This is a genomic window from Arachidicoccus ginsenosidivorans, assembly GCF_007971385.1.
Taxonomy (GTDB): Bacteria; Bacteroidota; Bacteroidia; order Chitinophagales; family Chitinophagaceae; genus Arachidicoccus; species Arachidicoccus ginsenosidivorans.
Map to the genome: position 1 here is coordinate 2,258,682 of NZ_CP042434.1, position 23,084 is coordinate 2,281,765.

At 42.7% G+C, this 23,084-nt stretch carries 22 protein-coding genes; 8 read left to right on the forward strand and 14 right to left on the reverse strand.

Annotated features, from left to right (window positions below; all coding sequences use genetic code 11):
* Nucleotides 1-25: 25 nt before the first annotated feature.
* Nucleotides 26-1,321: a glutamyl-tRNA reductase gene (hemA, locus tag FSB73_RS09085; protein ID WP_146781174.1), complete on the reverse strand. Its 1,296-nt coding sequence runs from the start codon at nt 1,319-1,321 to the stop codon at nt 26-28.
* Nucleotides 1,322-2,011: 690 nt separating this feature from the next.
* On the opposite strand from hemA, the gene FSB73_RS09090 reads away from it, so the two are divergent.
* The 4 genes from FSB73_RS09090 (at nt 2,012) to FSB73_RS09100 (ending at nt 8,425) form a co-directional block, all read left to right on the forward strand.
* Nucleotides 2,012-3,208, forward strand: coding sequence for an ROK family protein (locus FSB73_RS09090; protein ID WP_146781175.1), 1,197 nt, complete (start codon nt 2,012-2,014; stop codon nt 3,206-3,208).
* Between the two features lie 120 nt (nt 3,209-3,328).
* Nucleotides 3,329-5,662, forward strand: coding sequence for a SusC/RagA family TonB-linked outer membrane protein (locus tag FSB73_RS09095; RefSeq protein ID WP_225974652.1), 2,334 nt, complete (start codon nt 3,329-3,331; stop codon nt 5,660-5,662).
* The gene (locus FSB73_RS24655; RefSeq protein WP_225974653.1) at nt 5,659-6,456 is read left to right on the forward strand and encodes a hypothetical protein; all 798 of its coding nucleotides are present in this window, start codon (nt 5,659-5,661) and stop codon (nt 6,454-6,456) included. The genes FSB73_RS09095 and FSB73_RS24655 overlap by 4 nt, the downstream gene beginning before the upstream one ends.
* Before the next feature lie 19 nt (nt 6,457-6,475).
* Nucleotides 6,476-8,425: a SusD/RagB family nutrient-binding outer membrane lipoprotein gene (locus FSB73_RS09100; protein WP_146781176.1), complete on the forward strand. Its 1,950-nt coding sequence runs from the start codon at nt 6,476-6,478 to the stop codon at nt 8,423-8,425.
* A gap of 254 nt (nt 8,426-8,679) precedes the next feature.
* On the opposite strand, the gene FSB73_RS09105 is transcribed toward FSB73_RS09100, so the two are convergent.
* The 5 genes from FSB73_RS09105 to FSB73_RS26565 all read right to left on the reverse strand — a co-directional run bounded on the left by FSB73_RS09105 (nt 8,680) and on the right by FSB73_RS26565 (nt 11,845).
* A complete protein-coding gene (locus FSB73_RS09105) occupies nt 8,680-9,249 on the reverse strand; it encodes a hypothetical protein (protein WP_146781177.1) in 570 nt (189 codons plus the stop codon).
* A gap of 128 nt (nt 9,250-9,377) precedes the next feature.
* Nucleotides 9,378-9,878 (reverse strand): hypothetical protein, encoded by a 501-nt coding sequence (locus FSB73_RS09110; protein WP_146781178.1) that lies wholly within the window; start codon nt 9,876-9,878, stop codon nt 9,378-9,380.
* A 171-nt stretch (nt 9,879-10,049) separates the two neighbouring features.
* On the reverse strand, nt 10,050-10,484 hold the full coding sequence (locus tag FSB73_RS09115; RefSeq protein WP_146781179.1) for a hypothetical protein: 435 nt from the start codon (nt 10,482-10,484) through the stop codon (nt 10,050-10,052).
* Nucleotides 10,485-10,707: 223 nt separating this feature from the next.
* Nucleotides 10,708-11,355 carry a tRNA guanosine(34) transglycosylase Tgt gene (locus FSB73_RS26560; protein ID WP_262712554.1) on the reverse strand — a complete coding sequence of 216 codons (648 nt, stop codon included), beginning with the start codon at nt 11,353-11,355 and terminating at the stop codon, nt 10,708-10,710.
* Between the two features lie 91 nt (nt 11,356-11,446).
* Nucleotides 11,447-11,845, reverse strand: a complete 399-nt coding sequence (locus FSB73_RS26565) for a tRNA-ribosyltransferase family protein (protein WP_262712556.1) — start codon at nt 11,843-11,845, stop codon at nt 11,447-11,449.
* 128 nt (nt 11,846-11,973) lie between these two features.
* On the opposite strand from FSB73_RS26565, the gene FSB73_RS09125 reads away from it, so the two are divergent.
* Nucleotides 11,974-13,575 (forward strand): Na+/H+ antiporter, encoded by a 1,602-nt coding sequence (locus FSB73_RS09125; protein ID WP_146781180.1) that lies wholly within the window; start codon nt 11,974-11,976, stop codon nt 13,573-13,575.
* Nucleotides 13,576-13,675: 100 nt separating this feature from the next.
* Here FSB73_RS09125 and fabD read toward each other — a convergent pair whose 3' ends face one another.
* The 4 genes from fabD to FSB73_RS09145 all read right to left on the reverse strand — a co-directional run bounded on the left by fabD (nt 13,676) and on the right by FSB73_RS09145 (nt 16,199).
* Entirely contained in the window at nt 13,676-14,566 is an 891-nt protein-coding gene (gene fabD / locus FSB73_RS09130) for an ACP S-malonyltransferase (protein WP_146781181.1), read from the reverse strand.
* 133 nt (nt 14,567-14,699) lie between these two features.
* Nucleotides 14,700-15,296, reverse strand: coding sequence for a GTP cyclohydrolase I FolE (folE, locus tag FSB73_RS09135; RefSeq protein ID WP_146781182.1), 597 nt, complete (start codon nt 15,294-15,296; stop codon nt 14,700-14,702).
* A 40-nt stretch (nt 15,297-15,336) separates the two neighbouring features.
* Complete coding sequence (locus FSB73_RS09140) at nt 15,337-15,756, reverse strand: 6-pyruvoyl trahydropterin synthase family protein (RefSeq protein WP_146781183.1); 420 nt, start codon at nt 15,754-15,756, stop codon at nt 15,337-15,339.
* A 32-nt stretch (nt 15,757-15,788) separates the two neighbouring features.
* Complete coding sequence (locus FSB73_RS09145; RefSeq protein ID WP_146781184.1) at nt 15,789-16,199, reverse strand: 6-pyruvoyl trahydropterin synthase family protein; 411 nt, start codon at nt 16,197-16,199, stop codon at nt 15,789-15,791.
* Nucleotides 16,200-16,396: 197 nt separating this feature from the next.
* Between FSB73_RS09145 and FSB73_RS09150 the strand changes: the two genes are divergently transcribed.
* Nucleotides 16,397-16,852: a GNAT family N-acetyltransferase gene (locus FSB73_RS09150; protein ID WP_146781185.1), complete on the forward strand. Its 456-nt coding sequence runs from the start codon at nt 16,397-16,399 to the stop codon at nt 16,850-16,852.
* Nucleotides 16,853-17,004: 152 nt separating this feature from the next.
* On the opposite strand, the gene FSB73_RS09155 is transcribed toward FSB73_RS09150, so the two are convergent.
* A complete protein-coding gene (locus FSB73_RS09155) occupies nt 17,005-17,184 on the reverse strand; it encodes a hypothetical protein (protein ID WP_146781186.1) in 180 nt (59 codons plus the stop codon).
* A 192-nt stretch (nt 17,185-17,376) separates the two neighbouring features.
* On the opposite strand from FSB73_RS09155, the gene FSB73_RS09160 reads away from it, so the two are divergent.
* A complete protein-coding gene (locus FSB73_RS09160) occupies nt 17,377-18,471 on the forward strand; it encodes an LptF/LptG family permease (RefSeq protein ID WP_146781187.1) in 1,095 nt (364 codons plus the stop codon).
* Between the two features lie 177 nt (nt 18,472-18,648).
* A complete protein-coding gene (locus tag FSB73_RS09165) occupies nt 18,649-20,034 on the forward strand; it encodes a citrate (Si)-synthase (RefSeq protein ID WP_225974654.1) in 1,386 nt (461 codons plus the stop codon).
* Between the two features lie 233 nt (nt 20,035-20,267).
* On the opposite strand, the gene FSB73_RS09170 is transcribed toward FSB73_RS09165, so the two are convergent.
* From FSB73_RS09170 to FSB73_RS09180, 3 genes are read right to left on the reverse strand one after another with little or no spacing between them, the layout of a single operon-like run.
* Nucleotides 20,268-21,023, reverse strand: a complete 756-nt coding sequence (locus tag FSB73_RS09170; RefSeq protein WP_146781188.1) for a zinc ribbon domain-containing protein — start codon at nt 21,021-21,023, stop codon at nt 20,268-20,270.
* A gap of 15 nt (nt 21,024-21,038) precedes the next feature.
* Nucleotides 21,039-22,136, reverse strand: coding sequence for a Nif3-like dinuclear metal center hexameric protein (locus FSB73_RS09175; protein WP_146781189.1), 1,098 nt, complete (start codon nt 22,134-22,136; stop codon nt 21,039-21,041).
* Nucleotides 22,137-22,163: 27 nt separating this feature from the next.
* Complete coding sequence (locus FSB73_RS09180) at nt 22,164-23,009, reverse strand: 1,4-dihydroxy-6-naphthoate synthase (RefSeq protein WP_146781190.1); 846 nt, start codon at nt 23,007-23,009, stop codon at nt 22,164-22,166.
* Between the last annotated feature and the right edge of the window lie 75 nt (nt 23,010-23,084).

The window sequence follows — 23,084 nt, forward strand, 5'->3', positions numbered from 1 at the left end:
CTTTACTGGTAGAACTTTATGGAGATTAATGTGGCTCCGCACTCAGGGGCTCAGAATCCATTTTGGGGTGTCCTTGGCCGTTCTCCAAAGCGTGTCCTTGTATTGCCGTATTATTTAAGTAATCATGTAGCGTTTCAATATAGGCACAGCCCGGAGTTTGTTCCTGACTGCGCATCTTAATCGCCAGATTTTTAATAGCGGTTTTGATGGCATCTTCCTGTTGTTGAGGATTAACACATTGCTGAGCCTGTAAAGATTGGAACCAGGAACAATGGTGGATATCCAAGAGTGATTGTTTAGCAGCGCGTATTATAGGAACATTTTTACGCATCTGATACCACTGGGTGAACTCTGCCAAATAGGCGTCTATAATGGTCAGGGCCTTAGGAATTTCCCCTTGCCTTGTTTTCAGGGTGGCATCTGCCAATTTTGAGAGATCGTCTACATTGACCAAAATCGTTTGCGGCCTGTTTTTTACCAAAAGATCAATATTGCGAGGGACAGACAGGTCAATCAGTACTTTTTTGCCTGCACTTTGTAAATCCTCTTTGAATAAAATCGGTTGGGGTGCATTAGTGGCAACAATGACAATGTCTGCTGCGTCGGCTGCTGATTTTAACTGCTCAAAAGGGCGCGTTTTAAGGCCCAGCTCTTTTGCGATAACTTCGGCCTTCTGCTGACTCCTATTAATTAAAGTAATATCTTTTGCGCCTAAATAATCAATGAGGTTCTTACAAGTATTATGACCGATTTTACCCGTTCCAACCAGAACGAATTTTTTCTGACTTATGTCAGAGAGGTGCAGCCTAAGAAACTGGATGGCAGCAAAGGCGACTGAGACCGTTCCGCCACTGAGTTCTGTTTGATTTTTAATGGCTTTGGATGTCTGAAACGCGGTATTGGAGAGCCGCTCTAAAAAGGCGTTAATACAATTATGAGCTTTTGCAAATTTGACCGCTTGTTTAATCTGGCCAACGATTTCATAATCACCCAGAATTTGGGAATCCAGGCCACAGGCTACATGAAAATAATGCTCGATGGCCTGCCGACCAGATTTATGGTATGCCAAAGATTTAAAGGTGTTAATATCTCCCTGGGTTTCTGAACAAAGTAATTCTGTTAACAGTTCCACAGAAGGGACAATCCCATATATTTCGGTACGGTTACAGGTGGAAAGCACAAAAAGGCTGTTGATTCCCAGTCCCTGTGCCTTAATTAATAGATTCGCATATCCTTGTGTATTTAAGGCAAATTGCCCTCTGATTGATGTATCTGTCTTTTTATAATTTATGCCAACTATATGAAACTGTTCAATTTCCATGTTAATGGGTCCCCTGTTTAATAATTGTGCTTTCTTTGGTTTGAAATTTATCGCCTCACGCTCTTTCAATCTGTTCGTTAGCGGCCAGAGCTTAAAAACGCAGACAAATGCAGACAAATTTTAATACCACAGAATTTCACTGGGCAAAGGTACTCACAGCCAGTCTCGAAAAAAATGTATTTGGTCATGCAAATGTCATATTTGCGAGGCTGCGTTTTCTTAACACATTAATTATCAAGATATTGAAAAGTGCTTAAATAGTACTTAATTTTTATTTCGGCTTAAACGGCTACGACCAAATCTTCAGTTAGTAACATTTTATCCACAATGGTTGCTGTGCGAATTTTAAAATAGTGCAATAGGCTTGATTAGTTGGCGGCACAATTAAAGCAATATAAAATACCCCAAAGTAAGCAAAATGGATTGTTTTGTAATCCAGTGGCAGGATTAGGTTATTTGGCCGGATGGGTTTTGCGCCAGCGCTTGTAAAAGTGCTATCATACTAACCATTTTTCAGAAAATTTATGAAAAAAACAACTGTAATAGCAAATTGCACAATTTGTAACTCCCTAACAATTATTTGTTTGTGAAGATTTTTAAATTTTGTTTAAAAAAAGTCCAATACTTCTATTAAAAAATTAAAAGTTTATTATACTTTCATGCCATGAAATTGGTTTAAAACAAGAGCTTATGTCCAAAAAAACAATTTTAAATAAGAAGAATATTATCAAATCCCTGTTTTTGACAGACGGGCTCTCTTTTGCAGAAATCAGCGAGCAGATCGGTAAAAGCCATTCCCTGGCCATGAAGTTAGTTTCTGAACTTGTGGATAGTGGTGTTTTGGTAGAAAAAGGTCTGGCCCCTTCCAGTGGAGGCCGAAGACCTCAAACACATTCCCTAATCCCAGATACATTTTTTTTGGTGGCTGTAGCGATGGATCAATTTGTTTCGCGCATAGCGATTTTGGATGCCAATCGCAAACTGGTAGTGCCTGTAAAGCAAATGGAATTAGGTCTGGCTGGCAATGACCAGGCGTTGGAAAAAATCACCGATGCTATTAATGAAAGTATTCAACAGGCTCCCATCGATAAAAGTAAGATCCTGGGTATTGGTATCGGAATGCCAGGCTTTATTAATGCCGCTAAAGGAGCAAATTATACGTTTCTTGGAGATATAGCAGGGGCATATATCAAAGAAAAGACGGGCTATCCAACTTTTATTGAGAATGATTCCTCTACGATTGCATTAGCAGAAATCAAATATGGTCAGGCCGTAAATGAGAAAAATGCCATGATTCTTAATCTTAGTTGGGGTATTGGCCTGGGTATGATTCTGGACGGCAAACTCTTTAGAGGAAATGATGGTTTCGCGGGGGAGTTTAGTCATATACCCTTATTTAAAAATGGAAAGCTCTGCAGTTGTGGCAAAACCGGATGTTTAGAAACGGAGACTTCATTAAGTTATATGATCCGCAAAGCTAAAGCAGAAATTAGATCTGGAAGGGCAACTTATCTGACTAAAAATAATCTCGATGAAACCGACCATGAGGCGGTTGCAAGACAATTTATTGATGCCGCTATTTTGGGGGACACCTTAGTTATTGAGATCATATCAGCTGTTGCTTATAATATCGGTAGAGGTATTGCGATTTTGATGCACCTAATCAATCCAGGTAAGATTATATTAAGTGGTCGGATGGCAGGAGCCGGCAGGATTTGGCTAGCACCTATACAGCAGGCTATTAATGAATTCTGTATTCCACGACTCGTAAGCAATACAAAAATTGAATTATCTCAGTTAGGCCATGAAGCCGAAATTATCGGGGCCGCCACACTGGTTATTGAAAATATTAAGCACTGTCCGATGGAGCATATTTTAAATAAATAGCGCATAGAGGAATCAGGCTGAATTTAATTGCGTACCGCTGTCAAAATAGGGTCGCAAGTACAATGGAAAACAAACAAATAAGCTAAATTAAAAATTTTACTCAACGCAAAAGTAATGTTTATGAAAAAAACGATCCAAGTTGTTTTAAGGGCATTATGCTTTTTGATAGCAGGCCTATGCCTTTGGGGCAACGTATTTGCCCAGACACAGGAAGTTTCCGGGGTAGTCAAATCCAGTGAAGGGTCACCACTTGCAGGGGTGACAGTGGCTGTAAAAAATGGCCAGCTCAAAGTATTGACAGCAGACAACGGATCCTTCCATATTAAAGCTGCTAAGGGAGATGTGTTGCACTTCTCCTACATTGGTTTTGCCGATGTAGAAGAGACAGTAACTGGCGCTTCGATGCAAGTCATAATGACCGCAAATGAAGCCGCCTCTGCAGGGTCAGACGTTGTAGTAACTGCCCTGGGAATTAAAAGAGAAAGCAAATCGCTGGGTTATGGTGTGCAGGAGATCAAAGGAGCAGAACTCGCTGATCGCCATGAAGACAACGTAACGAATACGCTTTCTGGTAAGGTTGCAGGGTTACAGGTGATAAAATCCAGTAATGGACCTGCAGGATCTACAAAAATTGTATTACGCGGTTACAACTCATTGACCGGAGATAACCAACCTCTGATCGTGGTGGATGGAATCCCAATTGATAACTATGCCGGTGTTCCAAGAGGAGGTACCAACGATTTTTGGAATCCTTCCTTAGATATGGGCAATGGCCTTTCTGATATCAATGCAGATGATATTGCCAGCGTCAGTGTCCTTAAAGGCCCTGCAGCGGCAGCACTTTATGGATCCAGAGCAGGTAACGGTGTAATCCTGATTACAACAAAAACCGGGCACAAACAAGATGGCCTGGGTATTACCGTTTCCTCTAATTTTGGAATTGAAAGTGTCTTTACGCAACCTGATATGCAGAGTCAATATGGTCAGGGGGATAACGGAACTTTAGACAAAACATCAGGGGCCAGTTGGGGGCCTCAAATCAAGGGCCAGTCCTATGAGAAATGGGATGGGTCAAAAGCGAATATGCAAGCTTATGATAATGTGAAGAACTATTTTGGCAATGGGTTTAATAACAGCACGAATGTTTCTTTCTCCCAGTTATATAACAAGACCTCTATCTATACTTCCTTCAACAGGTTGTATGATAAGAGTATGTTGCCGGGTTCCAAATATGAACGGACAAATCTGACATCAAGGGCTGTCAGCAAATTTGGCAAGAATGATCGCTGGACCTTGGATACTAAAGTTCAGTATAGTAACTCTACAGCCAATAATCGCCCAAGTGGCGGGGTCAATGCAGGTAATGCCTTTGCGGTGATGTATCAGTTGCCGCGCAGTTTGGATATCCGTGATTTTTCAGCAGCGACAGATCCTTATGGAGCAATGATCTGGTATGTGCCGGCTTCCTCAGAAGTCAATCCTTATTGGGCCTCGAAATATAACCTGAATAGTGATACCAGAGACCGCTTCTTGCTGAACGGATCCTTAAAGTACCAGTTTAATGATTGGTTGAATGCTGAAATTAAAGGAGGCGCTGATATTTATAATACAGCCACAGAAGGGAAGACCTACGCTGGTGGACCGCTGACCAACCAATACAGTGAAGGTAAGAACTCATTTACAGAAACCAATTACAGTTTTCTGATTAATGCACAAAAGGATAATGTCTTTGGGAAGTTTGGTGGGCTTGTAAATGTAGGTGGTAACCTGATGGATAGAACCCTCTCTTCATTAAGTTCAGGATCTGGTTCACTGGAGGTGCCTGATTTATTCCTACTGAATAACGGTGTAAATAGTCCTACGGTTAGCCAGTCATATAGCCATCAGAAAATTAATTCCTTATATGGTACCGTTCAGGTAAATTATGACGGATATATCTTTTTAGATGGAACCTTCAGAAATGATTGGTCTTCTACTTTGAGTAAAGAAAACCGTTCCTATTTTTATCCGTCCCTTAGTCTGTCTTATGTATTTACGGATATGATTCGTAAGACAGGCGGCAATGTACCTTCCTGGTTTACTTATGGTAAACTACGCGCCTCAGTGGCAGAAGTAGGTAATGGGTTACAGCCTTATCAACTATACAACACCTATAGTATTGGTAAGGATCCTAATGGCAATACCAATGCCAGCACAGGCAGCACCTTTTACAATGCTGATGTAAGAAGTGAATTGATCAAATCCACTGAAATTGGTACGGAACTGAAGTTCTTGCAAAACAGGATTGGCCTGGACATTTCCTGGTATAAAACCAACGCAACCAGACAATTACTGGCAATCCCACAGGATGCATTAAGTGGTTATTCCAGCAAAATGATTAATGCCGGCAATATTCAAAATGAAGGTATTGAAGTGGTGTTGAATACCAGTGTTTTGAATAAACCGGGGCCTTGAACTGGGATATGACAGTAAACTTCTCTAAAAATAACAACAAGATTATAGCGCTGACGGATGAAAACCATACCTATAGTTTAGGTGGTTATGATGACGTTTCAATTGTCGCAGAGACGGGCAGGAATTACGGAGAGATTTACGGAACAAAATTTTTGCGTGTGGATGATCCTGATAGTAAATATTATGGACAGTTACTGCTTTCAGGCACTGGGCTGCCACAGGGAACTGCGGATAAGTATGACCTGGGTAACCAACAGGCCAATTATCTGTTGGGCATAACCAATCATTTTTCCTATAAAGGATTTAACCTGTCCTTCTTGCTGGATGGCCGTTTCGGGGGTAAAATATTCTCTGCTACCTATGCCGCCATGGAGGCTGCTGGCACCGCAGGGGTTACTGCCAACAGGGGTAAAATGGTTGTCAATGGCGTAATCGAAGATGGCAAAGGTGGTTATGTAGACAATACCACAGAGGTTAGCACAGAGGAATACTGGAAGGCTGTTCAAAAAAGTGGCAATGTCGGCATTGTGGAAGCGAATCTGTATGATGCGACCAATATCAGGCTTCGTAACGTACAACTTTCTTATAATCTACCGCAAAGATGGTTGGAAAAATCACCGGTACAAAGAGCGAGTCTCGGATTTTCCTGCAATAATGTATGGATGATTTCCAGCCATCTGCATGGAATTGATCCGGAATCAGTATATGCGACTGGTACCAATGCAGTTGGCTTTGAAAACGCCGCACCGCCGACCACTAGGTCTTTCATGTTTAATCTCAGCCTGAGTTTCTAAATTTCAAAATCAATCAGAAATGAATACGATAATAAAACATACTTTAAGATATGCCTGTTGGGTGGCAGCGGCTTCGCTGGTACTAGCCTCCTGCAAAAAGTTTGATGAAGTGAATACGGATCCTACAGCAGCGAATGAAGATCAGATTCAGGTGGAATATCTGATCAATAATGCGATTATGGGTGCTCAAATGAATCCAGATATTGCAGAACGCTCCTTTGTATTGTATTGGGAAGCTGCCGGACGTCAATGTGCGGATTTTGATGCCCCATCTCCGGGTGTGATTAGTGTAGGTAATTATAATGATGGCTGGACGACCAATTACTGGAATGGGCAAGCCAGTTGGCAAACCCGCATTAATAGCGCCATAAAAATTGCACAGAGCAGACTCGAAACAAAGGAAAACTTAAAAGAATATACCAATGATATGCTGCAAGTGGCTCGCATTTGGCGCGCATACTTAATGAGCGAAATGGCCGACAACTGGGGACCGATTGCTATTGACGGCTTCAAGGGTGTTAATCCTGAGTATGCCAGCGTTAAAGACGTATACTATTTTATGCTGGATGAATTAAAAGATGCAACATCAAAAATGGACGTATCCATCACCGTTCCAGAGAGCGTAGCCAAGGAAGATCCTGCCTTTGGGTTCAATTTTGCCCAATGGAAAAAGTACGGCAATTCCATGCGCCTGAGACTGGCCATGCGCCTGTCTGAAGTGGATCCTGACAAGGCAAAAGCGGAGTTCGAGGATGCAGCAAAGTCAATGGATGAACTAATCACCGTCAATAGTGATAATTTTGCCGTTCAGGAACAGGACAGCTGGACAGATCTGGCCGGTGTGATGAGCCGTTCATGGGATGTACAGCCAATGTCTGTCACTTATAGGAATCTAACAGTGGGATTGGGTGGCATCAATTCGGCAGATCAATTGGCTTCGAGCTTTTCAAAATACGTGAAACCAGCGAATGATCTTGGGTTGCGCTATACGGATTTTTTCCCTTTAAAAAATAATGATCCAAATGCAGGGTATTGGCTGGATGGTTTACCCAATACAATTGATCCGAGAGCTTACGTCGTATTTTGTATTCCAGGGGATACGCTAAACAGTAATTTTCCGGATCAAAATGGTGATTATGACAGAACCACAGTCAGAAATCTATATAAAAAGGAGGGAGATGATCTTAAGGTAGTAAAGAAGGTCAATGCTGCCTTCACGTTTAATGCACGTATTGATGGCGATTGGGGAGACAAAGATCAGTTAAATGAACTGGTAAACTATGGCGGCACCATGCCACGGCTGAATATGCGTTTTAGAAAAAGCACAGAAAAGCGGGTTTTCTTTGGCTCCTGGGAGACTTATTTTCTGCTGGCCGAAGCCAGTGTTCGTGGATGGACAGTTCCTTTATCAGGTAAAACAGCCTATGAAGACGGCATTAAAGCTAGTTTTAATTTTTGGGGCATTGATAAATACCTGAGTGCTTATCTGGGGTCAACTGCATATAACAATGACGGAACCTCAGTAGACTGGGACCATACAACAGAGCCGCCACTAACGCGTACAATGAACTTTAAAGATGGGATTTCAGGCCAGGCTGGTACGGCACAGATCAAATATCCAAATAATGCATTATATAAAGCAGGAAAGAAAAATGATCATTTAAACAAGATTATTACGCAGAAGTTCCTGGCCCAGGTGCCTTGGGTGCCACTGGAAAACTGGAGTGATCATCGCCGGCTGGGTTTGCCATTCTTTGAAAACCCGACGGTGGAAAAAGCGATCACCACCCTGCCAGGGCTCACAGATGGCACCTATTCTGAGGCAAGCATAAAATTTCAGCCGCAGCGCCTGAAATACCCCTCTGGGCTGAGTAATCAGAACCCCAATGGTTACCAACAAGCTGTTGGATTGCTGGGTGGCGCTGGTGATGCGGTACTTAGCCCGCTTTGGTGGGCGCAGCAACAGTAATCGAAAGGCAAAAGACATTCTTGCGTTCGATTTACTATAGTCCTTGATGATTTACAAACAATACGGTGGGCTATTGCGCTTTAAATTAAAAGCGTAATAGCCCACCCTATTGTTTAAAGGTTTGTGTATTAATGGCTAAAATCACCGACCTGGCATAAGAAATTACAAAAAAAGGTATCCTGACATTTTGCTACCGGCACTGGAAGAAAGCGTGCAGATATGCTAACTGGGGCAAATTAATGCATAAGACTTTTTTAGAGCATCTGCTTGGCAGACGACTGAATGTAATGACTAAAGTCTTCCAGTAGAGCAGCTCCATATTCATTTAAGGAATCCCAAGTGTGCGGGTAAAGCTTGTCTGCTCCGGAAAGCACCTGTTGTTTTACCTGAAAAGAAACATTGGTAACACCGGCATTTTTTTTGGACTTGCCTTTGGGATGGCCCGGCGTATAACTAAGCTCGTCGAGTTTTATCTGAATGACCTGATCCTTCCATTTAAGATGCAGCGTACCCTGATAATATAAAGGCGCCTGCCTATGTTGGTCGTCAATTTTAAAACTGATGGATGTCTCTAATTGATCATCCCCTTGATTTTTCTCTTGAGCGAATTTTGCAGTTGGAAAGTTTTGTGTAATCCAGGTTTTTGCAATAGGGTAAAAATCATCGGCATATAAGGCAGATGCCGTATCATTTTGTATAAAAGTCACTTCACCTGCAATGATGGGCAGCCTGAAGGCATTTTCCCGTATAAACTGTGCATGAGCGGTAGCCGTGGCCATTAAAAGGGACAGGGAGACCGCAAAAAATACAATTATACGTTTCATTTGTTCTGTTGTTTTATTGAATACTATTCTATTGCCTTCAAATGGTATGAAGTATAATAAAAACGCCAAAGAGCCGGTTTTATTTTACCGGCTCTTTGTATTTAAAATTTTATAAAAGCAATAAGGGATCAATATCCATTATACCCACCATAGCCCCCATATCCTCTGTTATATCGTTGGTTATATTGTCGCCTTTGTTCCGCCTGCTGATTATATTGATCCTGACGTTCCTTCTCCATTTCTTTCTGCCTTTTTTTCTGACGGGTTTCAAAGGCTTCCAGTCGCTGAAGCTCCTCCATGGAAAGAATGGCGCCCAGATGCATGTATTTATCATTTTCCAGCATGCCATATCGAACTTCCTTATCCTCTTTGGAGAGTGACTTGTCATCAGAAATCTTCATTCTTTTGAGCAGGAACTGTACCTGCATGGCGGCAACCGTATCCCTTTTTTCTCGTGGAATCTGCAAAGAATCACCGAGTAATTTGGTATAGCTTGCCTTAAAAGCCATTAATTGTGCCTCTGTTGGTGTATCAGATTTGTTTTTTTTGCGCTTTTTGTGCTTTTGCGCAAAACTGGCTGTGCAGCCTATCATCATTAGTAGCGTTAATAACGCTGCGAACTTTTTCATGCCGAAACCTTTTATTACCCTGTAAAAATAGAAAAAGCGGTGCAATCCTCAAAATTGATTGAGAGCAGCACCGCTCATTTAACTGTTAGCGGGAAGCATTAAAATATTCGTTTTGGACAGCGTGTTGATTTTCAGCGTTATCCATCTCGGCTAAAGTCAATAAATCTCAAATTATTGCTGGCCGTTATTGCCACCAGGACGTCCGCCCCTTCTTTGGCCTCTGTTTTGGCGACGTTCCTGCATGTCTTTTTTGATGATTTCTTTTTGCTCATCGGTATAAACGGCATTTTGCGCTTCGCGATTCTTTTTAAAGAGATCACGGAAAGACTCTTTTTTCTGGTCATCCGACAGGCTGCTGTTGTTTTTAATATCTGCGGCCTGTTTGCGGAAATCTTCATTAATCGTCTTGAGTTTGGCCTGCTGATCAGTCGTAAGATTCAGCTTTTTTACCAGCTCTTTATTGGGCCCCATCATGCCCATCATACGACCACCACCACTACGTTCCATGCGTGGACGATGTTTTGCTGCAGCGGTGTCAGTTGACTGTGCTTGGGAGGCCATGCCAAATAAGAAAAGGCCACAGGCGAATAAGAGTATTTTTTTCATTGTTTTCTTTTTAAACGGTGATTAATTTTTGATTGGGAAATGGTTCTTTTTTTTAAATCCCAACCCGAATTTACTCTGATAAGATGAGAATAGATCTGTTTGGTTTAGCAGCTATCCTACCTTTTCGGTAGGATTGGGCTTTTAACAGGCGAGCAGGTCGTTTTGCCAAGGATTATCAACTAAAAATCAGGGCCCGGAGCCCTGATTTTTTTGATTTTTTCTGCTATAATCTTGTTTTTAGTCTTGGAATCATTTGTCGCTTCCAGCTGTCAAAGTCGCCTTGCAGGATATGATCTCTGGCCTGACCTACCAGCCATAGATAGAAGGCCAGGTTATGCAGACTGGCCAGTTGGCCAGCCAGGAGTTCTTTGGCGACAAACAAATGCCTGAGGTAAGCCCGGCTGTAATAATTGCTTGTTTGGCAGGGAAATGCGTCATCAATAGGCGAAAAATCATCAGCCCATTTTTTATTTTTAATATTAATCACACCATTTGCCGTGAAAAGCATGCCGTTACGCCCATTTCTGGTAGGCATGACGCAGTCAAACATGTCTACGCCAAGGGAGATGGCCTCCAGGATATTCCAAGGTGTACCGACGCCCATCAGGTAACGAGGTTTGTCTGTTGGTAAGATATTACAGCAGAGTTCTGTAAACCGGTATAATTCCTCTTCGGGTTCTCCTACGGAGAGACCGCCAATGGCATTGCCTGGCGCCTGCTTGGATGCGATGTACTCGGCAGAGGCTGTTCTAAGGTCCTTAAAAGTACTTCCCTGCACAATCGGAAATAGGTTTTGTGTATAACCATATTTATCTGGTGTTTCCGCCAGGCGGGTAAAGCACCGGTCCAGCCATCTATGTGTTAATTCCATACTTTTAAGTGCATAGGAATATTCACAACCCGCAGGGGGCATTCATCAAAAGCCATAATAATATCAGCGCCGATACTGCGCTGGATATCCATTACTTTTCAGGAGAAAAAAGGTGGCGACTACCATCAATATGGGACTGAAACAGTACGCCCTCTTCCTTAATTTTACGCGTGCCGGCCAGAGAAAATACCTGATAACCACCGCTATCCGTCAAAATTGGATGGTTCCAGCCATTAAATTTATGTAGCCCTCCTGCTTTTTCTAAGATCTCAGTTCCGGGCCTTAGGTACAAATGATAGGTATTGCCCAAAATTATTTGGGCTTTGACGATGTCTTCCAGTTGACCTTGGTTGACGGCTTTTACGCTACCAACGGTACCCACGGGCATAAATATAGGGGTGGTGATCTGCCCGTGATCAGTTGTGATAATGCCAGCCCTAGCACGGGACTGACTGTCGTTTTTTTCTAGCTTGTATTGCAATGTCGCCATGGCGCGAAGATAAACTTAAGAATTCTGTTTTTAGGGATTTTGCGGAGTCTTATAAAAATCATGGACAACATGGACAATAAAGACAGATTTTTGAGCGGTGATTTTTTGGAATGCTGTAATTTTAACTAATGGAAAATATCTCTGTGATCATTATTTTACTTTTTGTCATTGCCTTTTTATGGTTGCTCAGCAAAAGGTTCAATTTTCCCTTTCCGATCGTACTGGTGTTATTCGGGATATTGATTTCTTTAATACCGGGATTGCCGACCCTTAAGATTTCTCCCGATGTAATCTTTTTTCTGTTTTTGCCCCCTTTACTCTATCAGGCTGCCTGGAATACCAGCTGGCATGATTTTAGGACGGCCATCCGGCCGATCAGCCTGGCGGCGATCGGCCTGGTGCTATTTACCACCGTGGCGGTAGCCATTGTGGCCCATTATCTGATTCCTTCCTTTGGCTGGCCGGTTGCTTTTTTACTGGGTGCGATTATTTCTCCGCCGGACGTGGTCTCTGCCACGGCCGTTACCAAAGGATTGGGGCTGCATCCGGGCCTGTTAACCATTTTGGAGGGGGAGAGTCTGATTAATGATGCCAGTGCGCTAATCGCCTATCGGTATGCGCTGGCGGCCATCACCACGGCCGGGTTTGCCTGGTGGCAGGCCGGACTTAATTTTATTTATGTTGCAGCCGTGGGTATAGCCGTTGGTCTGGCCGTGGCTTTTATTATGCGGATTATCCATGAGAAGTTCAGCTGTGACGCTGTGGTAGACGTAACGCTTACTTTTTTGACGCCTTATACTTCTTATCTGATCGCGGAGCATTTTCAGGCTTCAGGCGTCCTTGCCGTGGTGACGACCGGGCTATATCTCTCTTTCAGATCCAATAAATTATTCTCACATGAGGGCAGAATTATGACAGACGCTATCTGGGAAGTGGCCATGTTTGTGCTCAATGGGATGATTTTTATTTTGATTGGGCTTCAACTCAGAACAGTTTCTGATGGGTTAGGTGCCTATAGCAAAACAAGTCTGATTTTGTATGGTATATCCATCAGTGTCCTGGTAATCCTTATCCGATTTGTATGGATCCTGCCTTCTATGATCTGGCCGGATAGGGTGGGACGCAGTATTTATGGAGACCGTGGATATGAAAGGAAGAATCTGATTGTATTTGGCTGGTCCGGGATGCGTGGAATTGTCTCAATGGCTGCGGCAATGGCACTACCGCTTAGTTTTGCGGGCAGCCAGCTGTTTCCACACAGAAATTTACTCATTTTCCTTACTTTTTGTGTGATACTAACGACACTGGTGCTCTTGGGCCTTACGCTGCCCTGGCTGATCAGATTAATGAAGCTGGAGCCTTATTCGGTGGTAGCTCAAGAATATGAAGTCAGAACAAAGATTGTGGCGAGTGCCATAAATAAAATTGAGGAGTCTTATTCTCTGCTGCCAGATGAGATATTAAGTAATCTCAAAAGTAAATATGAGGTAAAATATAACCGGCTACAAAAAACGGCACTGCCTTCCAATTACTTCGGTCAGGGAAAGACCCTGACAAGTCAGGTTTTCAATCAATACACAAAAGTTCAGTTGGATTTACTGGAGGTAGAAAGGGAATCTGTGCAACAAATGCATTTGAGTGGTTCTGCCAGTGAATCTATTTTAAAAAAGATCGAAAGAGAGTTGGATGTGGAAGAAATGCGGCTCAGAATGGAAATGTATGAATCCTAGCTGCTATTCAATAGTCGCATATAATAAAGTTTGGGTTCTTTTGTCCTCAGTGCTGACGACAAAAGAACCCAAACTTTATATTAATAAAATATTTGCCGGATTACTGAATTCCGTCAGTCGTGGCTTCTCTGCTGATTTTACCAATGAGACCCTGTAAAACTTTACCGGGCCCGCATTCCGTAAAATTAGTGGCACCATCTGCTACCATTTGCTGGATAGTCTGGGTCCATTTAACAGCACCAGTTAATTGCGCAATCAAATTGGCCTTGATTGCTTGTGGGTCGGTGACTGCTGCAGCGGTAATGTTCTGATAGACGGGGGCAGAGGGACGGTGGAAGCTGGTAGCTTCTATGGCGGCTGCCAGCTCTTCCCTGGCAGGCTCCATTAGCGGAGAATGGAAAGCGCCACCGACGGGCAGTACAAGGGCTCTTTTGGCACCGGCTTGCTTAAGGGCTTCACAGGCCAGGTCAATGCCTTTAAGAGAGCCGCTAATCACGAGTTGCCCCGGACAGTTATAGTTGGCCGGAACAACGACTTCGCCGGATTCTTGTTCAATTTGCTTGCAAATTTCTTCTACTTTTTCATCAGGCAACGCTAATATGGCGGCCATAGTGGAAGGGTTGATCTCACAGGCCTTTTGCATGGCCTGGGCACGGATACTGACTAATTTGAGGCCATCCTCAAAGCTCAGGACGCCATTTGCCACCAGTGCGGAGAATTCCCCAAGCGAATGGCCGGCGACCATATCTGGTTTTGGATTTTCCAGGGTTTTGTACGCAATGACAGAATGTAAAAATACTGCCGGCTGTGTTACTTTAGTTTCTTTGAGTTCTTCCGGGGAGCCACTGAACATAATGTCCGTGATCCTAAATCCAAGGATACCGTTGGCCTGTTCAAAATAACCCCTTGCTTTGTCATTTTGCTCATAGAGTAATTTGCCCATTCCACTAAATTGGGCACCCTGTCCCGGAAATACAAATGCGTGTTTCATTGGAGTATTTTTAATCGTAAAATCAAAAGTGAGCTGCTTGTTAAGCTTGTTGGAATAGGCTTCTTACATATAAAAGCCGCCCACCTTTCTAAAATGAATTATTTAATATTTATGGTTGTCGCTTTTAGTAAGATTAATGCAGATTGGCGGAAATGAGTTTCATGAACTCACTTCTTGTTCTGTCATTTTCAAATTCTCCGTCAAAGGAGGAGGTTGTCGTATAGGAATTTTGTTTGGCAACGCCTCGCATCATCATGCAAAGATGTTTGGCTTCGATAACGACAGCTACCCCAAGAGGGTTAAGCGCTTCTTTGATCGCTTCTAAAATCTGGACGGTAAGTCTTTCCTGCACCTGCAAGCGGTGTGAAAAAACATCCACCACTCTGGCCACCTTACTTAGGCCGGTAATCCACCCGTTAGGGATATAGGCCACGTGCGCTTTACCGATAAAGGGCAGCAAGTGGTGTTCACAAAGACTATAAAGTTCAATGTCTTTTACAATGACCATTTCACTGATGGGTTCGTGAAATTTAGCAGAGTTCAGAATTTCAACTGCATCCATTTGATAACCTTGTGTCAGGTATTGCATGGCTTTAGCCAGACGGTCTGGTGTTTTTAAAAGTCCTTCTCTTTCTGGATCCTCGCCAAGGAGGCTTAATGCGGATTTGTAATGACTAGCCAGTGCGTCTGTAACGTCCTGGTCGTATGATTCTTGTTTTGTATATGCCATATGGTTCGTGTTAGCTAAAATGATGATTTTACAAATATAATCAGGCCACCGGGAACTCCACAAAATTGCGCTCCGTTTCATAGAGGCGTATCTGAAGCTCAAGAGCCAGATCTAGTTTTTGACGTAGAATTTGATAAATGACAATGGCAATGTTTTCTGCCGTTGGGATCAGGTTTTTAAATTCCTGTGTATCTAAATTGAGATTTTTATGGTCAAAGCGCTGAATGATTTCAGCTTGAATAACATCGTTTAACAATTTTAAGTCCACGACAAAACCAGTGACCGGGTCCACAGGACCGGTCACTTTCACGATTAGCTCATAGTTGTGCCCGTGAAAATGTGGATTATTACATTTGCCAAACACCTCATTATTATGCTGTTCATCCCAACTCTCTACGTGTAACCGGTGTGCAGCATTAAAATGAGCCTTTCTGAATACAGCCACTTTTTCCTGTCCCATAGTGTGCTTTTTATGTGTTTATCTTTTTACGACTATTCTCCAAAATATTCTACATAAATACGAGGCGTCTCGTATAATTTGATGCAGTGTAAGTGTACCTTATCCGGTAGATGAGGGACTATCTGATCCCAGATGGCCATGGCCAGGTTTTCCGTTGTACACATTTTACCCTGTAAAAAGGGCACCTCAATATTCAGGTTTTTATGGTCCAGCGCTTCAATGACCCGGTCATTGACAATTTGGCTGAGGACTTTTACATCCATTAAGAAACCAGTATCCGGATCTGGATTTCCTTTAACGGTTACAAAGAGCTCGAAGTTATGCCCATGCCAATTTTCGTTGGCACAGAGGCCGAATACAGCTTCATTGTGCGCCTTTGTCCAATTGGGATTATAGAGTTTATGCGCTGCATTAAAATGTTCCAGACGCGTAAGATAAACCATCTCTAAAAATTTTGACAAAGATAATCGGATTTTTTGGGTAAACAAGGGGCAGGGATGGGTTAAAAAGCGTAGGTTTCTGGCGTTAAAGTTATGGACACTGCCAGTTTATACTTGTAAACCTTCCATTATAAGACAGATTTAGTACTTTTAAGCGCATTAAGCAAGGCATTCAAAAAAATCATAATTTAAGCAGAGATATGGCACAAATAATCCGGGAGGCCGTTAAAACAGATTGTGTTCAGATGATGGAGCTGATTCGGGAACTGGCACTTTTTGAAAAGGCGCCAGAAGAAGTAAGTGTTGAGCTGTCCCATTTTGAAGATAGCGGATTTGGGGACCATCCAGTTTGGTGGGCATTGGTGGCAGAGGATACTAATAGCGGTAAGCTGATTGGTTTAGCGCTTTACTATATTCGTTATTCTACCTGGAAAGGGCAGCGCCTTTATCTGGAGGATCTGATTGTGAGCGAAAAATACAGGGGCCGGGGGCTTGGAAAGCAATTATTTGACGCCTTGCTGATTATCGCAAAAAAGCAAGGGTTTAGGGGCATGGTCTGGCAGGCACTCGATTGGAACGAGCCGGCGCTGGAATTCTATAAAAAATACGGCGCCAGACTGGACAGTGAGTGGGTGAATTGCTCGCTTGATTTTTAGCGGACTGGTTGTTTAAGTTAAAATGGTTTTGCCAGTCCAGAAGCCCGTTTTTCTTCCTATAAAATCCAATGCGCCCTAAAACGCTTTATTTTGTAGCTGCAAATGTTCGGTCTGAAAAGGTCTGTTTACCTCAATTTGGGGCGTAGGATACCTTATTGGTGGTGCTTTGCTTTTTGTTCTTGTTCATATTGCGTTTCAAGGGCTCTATCGTGCTCCATTTCTTTTTTATCAGTCAAAAGGCTTTTTTTTCTTCTCTTATTCAACCATTTAACCAGAAAATTGATGATTACTGCAGCCGCAATGATAATGGCGGCTATACCTAACAACCACATAATAATAAGTTTTTATGGTGAGCCGGCAGGGAAATACCTGTAGTCTTATCCGTATATGGTGCAAGTAACGTTCCAGAGCGGGTAAGTGGAGTGGAAATGGAGCCGCAAACGGGAAAAGGAGTATTGGTAGCCAATATTCTTTAAAAATGTAATGGAACTGCCTAAATTGTTTTTACTTTGTAGCCACTCAATATGAAGAAAATTGACTGGTATATCATAAGCAAATTTTTGAAGACCTTTTTCTTCTCTATCTTTTTGTTTACCATTATCTCTGTGGTAATCGATGTGGGTGAGAAAACGGACAATTTTGTGCAAAGCGGATGGTCTTTATATAAGATCATTACGGATTACTATTTCTCGTTTATCCCACATATTATCGCGCTGCTTTTCCCGCTTTTTGTGTTTATTGCCGTTATTTTTTTTACGTCAAAAATGGCCGGCCGCAGTGAAATCGTTGCAATACTGGCCAGCGGCACCAGTTTTAGGCGGTTTTTAAGACCCTATTTGATTACAGGGATTGCTTTGTCTATATTGCTAGGCTATGCTGCATCCTTTGTCGTGCCCAAAGCAGAAGTCAAAAGAACTTATTTTGAGGATGTTTATGTGCATGGCAACTCTAATTATTCCAAGCTGACCAAAAAAGATCCGCTGCTTTATTTTAAGCTGGATTCTTTTTCCTATGCTGGCATCCGCAATTTCAATGCGCAGACCAAGAGCGGCGGCCCCTTTTTCATGAACCGGATCAAAAACAATGAATTAGTCTATAATTTGCGGGCCAGTACCATTCGCTGGGATACGGCCGGTGGTCCGCACTGGTCATTGAGCCAGGTGGTGGAGAGAACGATAAACGGAATGAATGAAAAGGTAAAGTCGGAACCAGAAAAGAAGATGAATTTCAACTTCAACCCCAATGACCTTCAAGATGATGAATATGCAGATGTAAAAATGACGACCCCGGAGCTGGTCCATTATATCAAACAAGAGGAATTAAAGGGTGGGGAAGATATCAACACCTTTAAAATAGAATTCTGGAGGCGCTTTACGACGCCATTTTCCGTCCTGATTCTGACCATGATCGGTGTAATACTGTCCAGCAGAAAAGTTCGCGGCGGAAGTGGCGCGCATCTCGCACTTGGTTTTGTACTGGCTGCCACATTTATTGTGATGGACCGGTTTTCCACCATTTTCTCGACTAAGGGCAATTTTACACCCTGGCTGGCCGCCTGGATACCAAATATGGTATTTATACTGGTCGCGGTTTATTTGTACCGCAAGGCGCCCAAATAGTAAATTATTATGAGAACTTTGGAACATTTGTTAGAATTTTGGGCTATTAATAAGTATCTTTACGCAGCTTAATGCAATTCAGGGGTCTTTACCCCTGAATTGCATTAATATTTGTGCAGAGCGCTCTTAAAATGGGGCCAGACTTAAGAAATTATACAGATTTGCTAAATGTTTAATATGTGCTATTCAGGCATCATAAACATAAAAAGCAAGGAATTTGATGGAAAAAATGACAAGATGATTGAGATTAAAAAGAAATTCTACGCCAAAGCGGAGCAAGCTGCAGCAGAGATAAAAGACCTATTGAAAACAAACGGACAAACACCTGTTGAAATGGTGACCGTTTCTCAGTTATATCAGGGCATGAGAGGGATTACCAGTATTGTAAGTGAAGTAAGTTTACTGGATCCGTTGGAAGGAATAAAATTCAGAGGTTATACGATTCCTGAGCTCCGTGAAAAGTTACCCAAAGCGGATCAAGGTAGCGAACCTTTGCCGGAAGGGCTTTTTTATCTGATGTTGATTGGTGAATTGCCTACTCAGGAGGATGTCAAAGTAATTTCTGAACAACTGGCCAGCCGTAGTGAGATACCGGAACATGTGTATAAAACCATTGATGCCTTACCCATGCACGCCCACCCCATGACCCAGTTTGTGACCGGGATTATGGCGCTTCAGACAGAAAGCAAATTTGCAAAAGCGTACGGTGCAGGGATTAACAAAAAAGAGTACTGGGATCCGATATTTGAAGATGCAGTCGATCTGATCGCAAAAGTGCCTTATATAGCGGCTTATGTTTACAATAGAAAATACAGAAACGGTGCGCCATTAAATAGCGATAAATCCCTGGACTGGGCAGCCAACTTTGCGCAGATGCTGGGATATAGCGATCCGGATTTCTTAAAACTTATGCGCCTTTATCTGACCATTCATGCAGACCATGAAGGCGGAAATGTATCCGCACACACGGTGCATCTGGTCGGTTCTGCCTTAAGCGATCCTTACTTAAGTTTTGCCGCCGGTATGAATGGCCTGGCGGGTCCTTTGCATGGCCTGGCAAATCAGGAAGTTGTTAAGTGGATCTTTGAAATGCAGGAAAAACTAGGAACCGATCTGCCTACAAAAGAACAGATTGTACAATATACAAAAGATACGCTGGCGGCCGGCAAAGTGGTACCGGGCTATGGGCATGGAGTGCTGCGCCGTACTGATCCAAGGTTTTTGGCGCAGATGGAGTTTGGCAAAGAATATATGCCGGATGATCATATGGTGCAGACTGTATGGAATATCTTCGAAGCGGTGCCGGATGTACTTGGGGCTACCGGGAAAATTAAGAATCCCTGGCCAAATGTGGATGCACATAGCGGTGCCTTACTTGTCCATTTTGGCATGAAAGAATACGAATTCTATACTGTTTTGTTTGGCGTATCCCGTGCATTAGGCGTTATGGCCAATATGTGCTGGTCCAGAGCTTTGGGTTTCCCACTAGAAAGACCCAAATCCATCACGACAAATGGCATCAAAGAATGGTTAGCCGCCGGAGCCGAGCAGGGTGCGATTTAAACTTAAAACTAAATGTAAACACTTAAAACTACTTACGCGCCCTATTTTAGATCAAAAGCGGCGTCTAAAAAGCGAAAGTGAATTAATAACATACGCGACGCAATTAGAAAAATACAGATAAAACTAAAAACCCGCTTCAAACAATTTGAAGCGGGTTTTTAGTTTTATCTGCAATGTAGGTGAGCTAAATTTCAATAAATGAATGATTCACCCCTGCTTTTTAAATATCAGATTTAGTCGATATTAATAGACTCGGACAGCTCTTCGTCAATCAGGATCCGGCCACAGTTTTCGCAAACCAGCACTTTCTTACGTTGACGGATTTCGCTTTGTTTCTGTGGGGGGATCGCATTAAAGCAACCACCGCAGGCATCTCTTTCAACTGGGACAACGGCCAGGCCATTGCGGAAGTTTTTGCGAATACGATCGTAAGAATAAAGCAGTCTATCTTCGATATCAGTTCTAGCTTTATCGATTTTAGCTTCGTAGGCTTTTTCTTCTTTTTCTGTTTCTGCGATAATCTTGCCTAATTCTTCCTTTTTCGTTTTGAGCACCGCGTCCTTCCCTTCAATTCTTCTTTTTACCTCTTCAAGTGCTTCAATTTTTTGGGTCAGTTCCACGTTGGCGTCACGAATATGCTTTTCAGCCAGTTTTCCTTCCAGTTGTTGAAGTTCGATTTCCTTGTTAATGGCTTCAAATTCACGGTTATTCTTTACGTTTTCGCTTTGCTTTTCGTATTTAATAACCAGTGCTTCTGAGTCTTTTATAATTGCCTTTTTCTGCTCGATATATTCAGAGATACCATTGATCTCCTCTTCTACCCTGTTTTTTCTATTGTTGAGCCCTGCCAGTTCATCTTCAAGGTCACTTACTTCCATAGGAAGCTCTCCCTTCAGAATCTGGATCTGATCCAATTTGCTGTCCAGTTTTTGCAACCGGGCCAGCTCAACTAATTTTTCTTCAACGGAGAAGTCTTTAACGATAGCCATATTTATTTCAGCTTTTTAAATATAATACAAAACCGGATTTGAACAATACGCCGATTTTAAGATGGCAAAGGTAGGAAATTTTTGCGCCAAAATGTCAAATAATAATTCTACGGTATACTGTTCGCTCTCAAAATGCCCGATATCTGCCAGGACAATTTGGTTGTCTGCATCGAAAAACTCATGATACTTAACGTCTGCGGTAATATAAACATCGGCGCCTTGAGCGATGGCCGTTTTTGTAAGAAAGCTGCCTGCACCGCCACAAAGGGCAACTTTTTGCACTTTTTTATCTAAAAGCCTGGTATGCCGGATAACTTTTACCTTGAAAACTTCCTGGATAATCCTAAAAAGGGCCTGATAATCAATAGGCGTGGGTAAATCTCCGATCATGCCGCTGCCGACCTCAAAAATGGGATTGGCTAGCGGATGGATGTAATATGCCACCGCTTCATAAGGGTGTGCTTGTATAAGTGCCTGAATAACCTTGCCTTGCAAATGACAGGGAAAAATAAGCTCTATGCGTTCTTCCGTGACATTTTCTGCATGTCCTATATTACCAATAGCGGGATTTGCGCCCTCCTGCGCCAAAAAAGTTCCGGTACCGTTTACTGAAAAGGCACATTCTTTATAATTTCCAATACTGCCAGCGCCAGCAGAAAAAAGTGCGGCACGCACTTTTGTGGCCTCTGATGTAGGACAAAAAGTAACCAAACTGCTGAGCAGCCCTGATTTTGGTGCAAGTATCCTGGTGTTTTTAAGCTGCAGAAGATCCGCCATTTTCTTACTGACACCACTGGCGACATTATCCAAATTGGTATGGATGGCGTAAATGGCAATATCTGCCTTGATGGCCTTAATCAGGGTTCTTTGTATATAATCACTGCCGGTTAACTGTTTGGTGCCTTTAAATAAGATCGGGTGGTGTGCAACGATCAGGTTGCATTTTTTTTCAATTGCTTCCTCAATCGTGGCTTCCACACAGTCAAGGGCTAACAGCACCCCTGTGCATGCCCATGCAGCGTTGCCGGTAATTAAACCGGCATTATCATAAGACTCCTGATAGGCAGGCGGTGCTACCTGTTCTAAAGTCTTGATCAGTTCACAAATCTGCATGGGCAAGAAGGGTTTTTACGTAAATCTTTAATATACTTTGGTCGCAAAGATTTCCAGATCACCGATATTGGATGTTGGATGGAGCTCTTTGTAGACTTTCATCAGGTTTCTGACGGCGTCTCTACCGGTTTTGCCCAATTTAAAACTGAAGCTATTGACATATAAGTTGATATGTTGCAGCATAACGTCTTCACTCATTTCCTGGGCATGGCTCTTTACGTATTCAGGGAGTTCGTCCTTATATTTATTGACGTAAGCATATTCAATACTGTGACGAATCAAGCTGTCTAATTTTTTTAATACGGGAAGCGGCAGGGTACGTTTCCCAACGATGCCACCCAGTGGGATGGGAGAGCCGGTTTTTTGTTCCCAATAATCACCCAGATCCACGACTTTATGTAGTCCTTTTTCTTCATAGGTGAAACGGTTTTCATGAATAATGACACCCAAACCGTTTCCTTCCAGCACGAAAGGTTCGATTTCATTGAAAACCTTGAATACTTTGTTTTTAGCGTTAGGGTAAGCCAAAGAGAAAAGTAAATGAGCCGTGGTGTTTTCACCAGGGATAGCGATGGTGCTATTATTAATTTGCTCCTCGGTGATGGGGCCTTTGCTGATAAGCAGCGGTCCGCATCCGTTACCAATAGCTCCTCCACTGGACATTACGAAATAATCCTTATTGATAAAGGGGAGCACGCCATAGCTGACCTTTGTTACATCCAGTTTTCCTTCCATTGCCCACTGGTTCAGGGTTTGCACATCTTCCAGATGAACGTCAAACTCAAAACCTTCCACATCAAATTTCTGATTAACCAATGCCTCAAAAATAAAGGTATCATTTGGACAAGGGCTAAAGCCAAGCGTTAATTTCATCCGATTTTGTTTAATTAGAGTCGTTTAAAAATTTGTTTAATGATTAGATTCATTAGCGATTAATGCCTGTTTGTA

Excerpts from the sequence above, each read along its gene's own strand:
- hemA (WP_146781174.1), bottom strand. The coding sequence starts at position 1,321 with ATGGAAATTGAACAGTTTCATATAGTTGGCATAAATTATAAAAAGACA.
- FSB73_RS09090 (WP_146781175.1), top strand. The coding sequence starts at position 2,012 with ATGTCCAAAAAAACAATTTTAAATAAGAAGAATATTATCAAATCCCTG.
- FSB73_RS09095 (WP_225974652.1), top strand. The coding sequence starts at position 3,329 with ATGAAAAAAACGATCCAAGTTGTTTTAAGGGCATTATGCTTTTTGATA.
- FSB73_RS09100 (WP_146781176.1), top strand. The coding sequence starts at position 6,476 with ATGAATACGATAATAAAACATACTTTAAGATATGCCTGTTGGGTGGCA.
- FSB73_RS09105 (WP_146781177.1), bottom strand. The coding sequence starts at position 9,249 with ATGAAACGTATAATTGTATTTTTTGCGGTCTCCCTGTCCCTTTTAATG.
- FSB73_RS09110 (WP_146781178.1), bottom strand. The coding sequence starts at position 9,878 with ATGAAAAAGTTCGCAGCGTTATTAACGCTACTAATGATGATAGGCTGC.
- FSB73_RS09115 (WP_146781179.1), bottom strand. The coding sequence starts at position 10,484 with ATGAAAAAAATACTCTTATTCGCCTGTGGCCTTTTCTTATTTGGCATG.
- FSB73_RS26560 (WP_262712554.1), bottom strand. The coding sequence starts at position 11,355 with ATGGAATTAACACATAGATGGCTGGACCGGTGCTTTACCCGCCTGGCG.
- FSB73_RS26565 (WP_262712556.1), bottom strand. The coding sequence starts at position 11,845 with ATGGCGACATTGCAATACAAGCTAGAAAAAAACGACAGTCAGTCCCGT.
- FSB73_RS09125 (WP_146781180.1), top strand. The coding sequence starts at position 11,974 with ATGGAAAATATCTCTGTGATCATTATTTTACTTTTTGTCATTGCCTTT.
- fabD (WP_146781181.1), bottom strand. The coding sequence starts at position 14,566 with ATGAAACACGCATTTGTATTTCCGGGACAGGGTGCCCAATTTAGTGGA.
- folE (WP_146781182.1), bottom strand. The coding sequence starts at position 15,296 with ATGGCATATACAAAACAAGAATCATACGACCAGGACGTTACAGACGCA.
- FSB73_RS09140 (WP_146781183.1), bottom strand. The coding sequence starts at position 15,756 with ATGGGACAGGAAAAAGTGGCTGTATTCAGAAAGGCTCATTTTAATGCT.
- FSB73_RS09145 (WP_146781184.1), bottom strand. The coding sequence starts at position 16,199 with ATGGTTTATCTTACGCGTCTGGAACATTTTAATGCAGCGCATAAACTC.
- FSB73_RS09150 (WP_146781185.1), top strand. The coding sequence starts at position 16,397 with ATGGCACAAATAATCCGGGAGGCCGTTAAAACAGATTGTGTTCAGATG.
- FSB73_RS09155 (WP_146781186.1), bottom strand. The coding sequence starts at position 17,184 with ATGTGGTTGTTAGGTATAGCCGCCATTATCATTGCGGCTGCAGTAATC.
- FSB73_RS09160 (WP_146781187.1), top strand. The coding sequence starts at position 17,377 with ATGAAGAAAATTGACTGGTATATCATAAGCAAATTTTTGAAGACCTTT.
- FSB73_RS09165 (WP_225974654.1), top strand. The coding sequence starts at position 18,649 with ATGTGCTATTCAGGCATCATAAACATAAAAAGCAAGGAATTTGATGGA.
- FSB73_RS09170 (WP_146781188.1), bottom strand. The coding sequence starts at position 21,023 with ATGGCTATCGTTAAAGACTTCTCCGTTGAAGAAAAATTAGTTGAGCTG.
- FSB73_RS09175 (WP_146781189.1), bottom strand. The coding sequence starts at position 22,136 with ATGCAGATTTGTGAACTGATCAAGACTTTAGAACAGGTAGCACCGCCT.
- FSB73_RS09180 (WP_146781190.1), bottom strand. The coding sequence starts at position 23,009 with ATGAAATTAACGCTTGGCTTTAGCCCTTGTCCAAATGATACCTTTATT.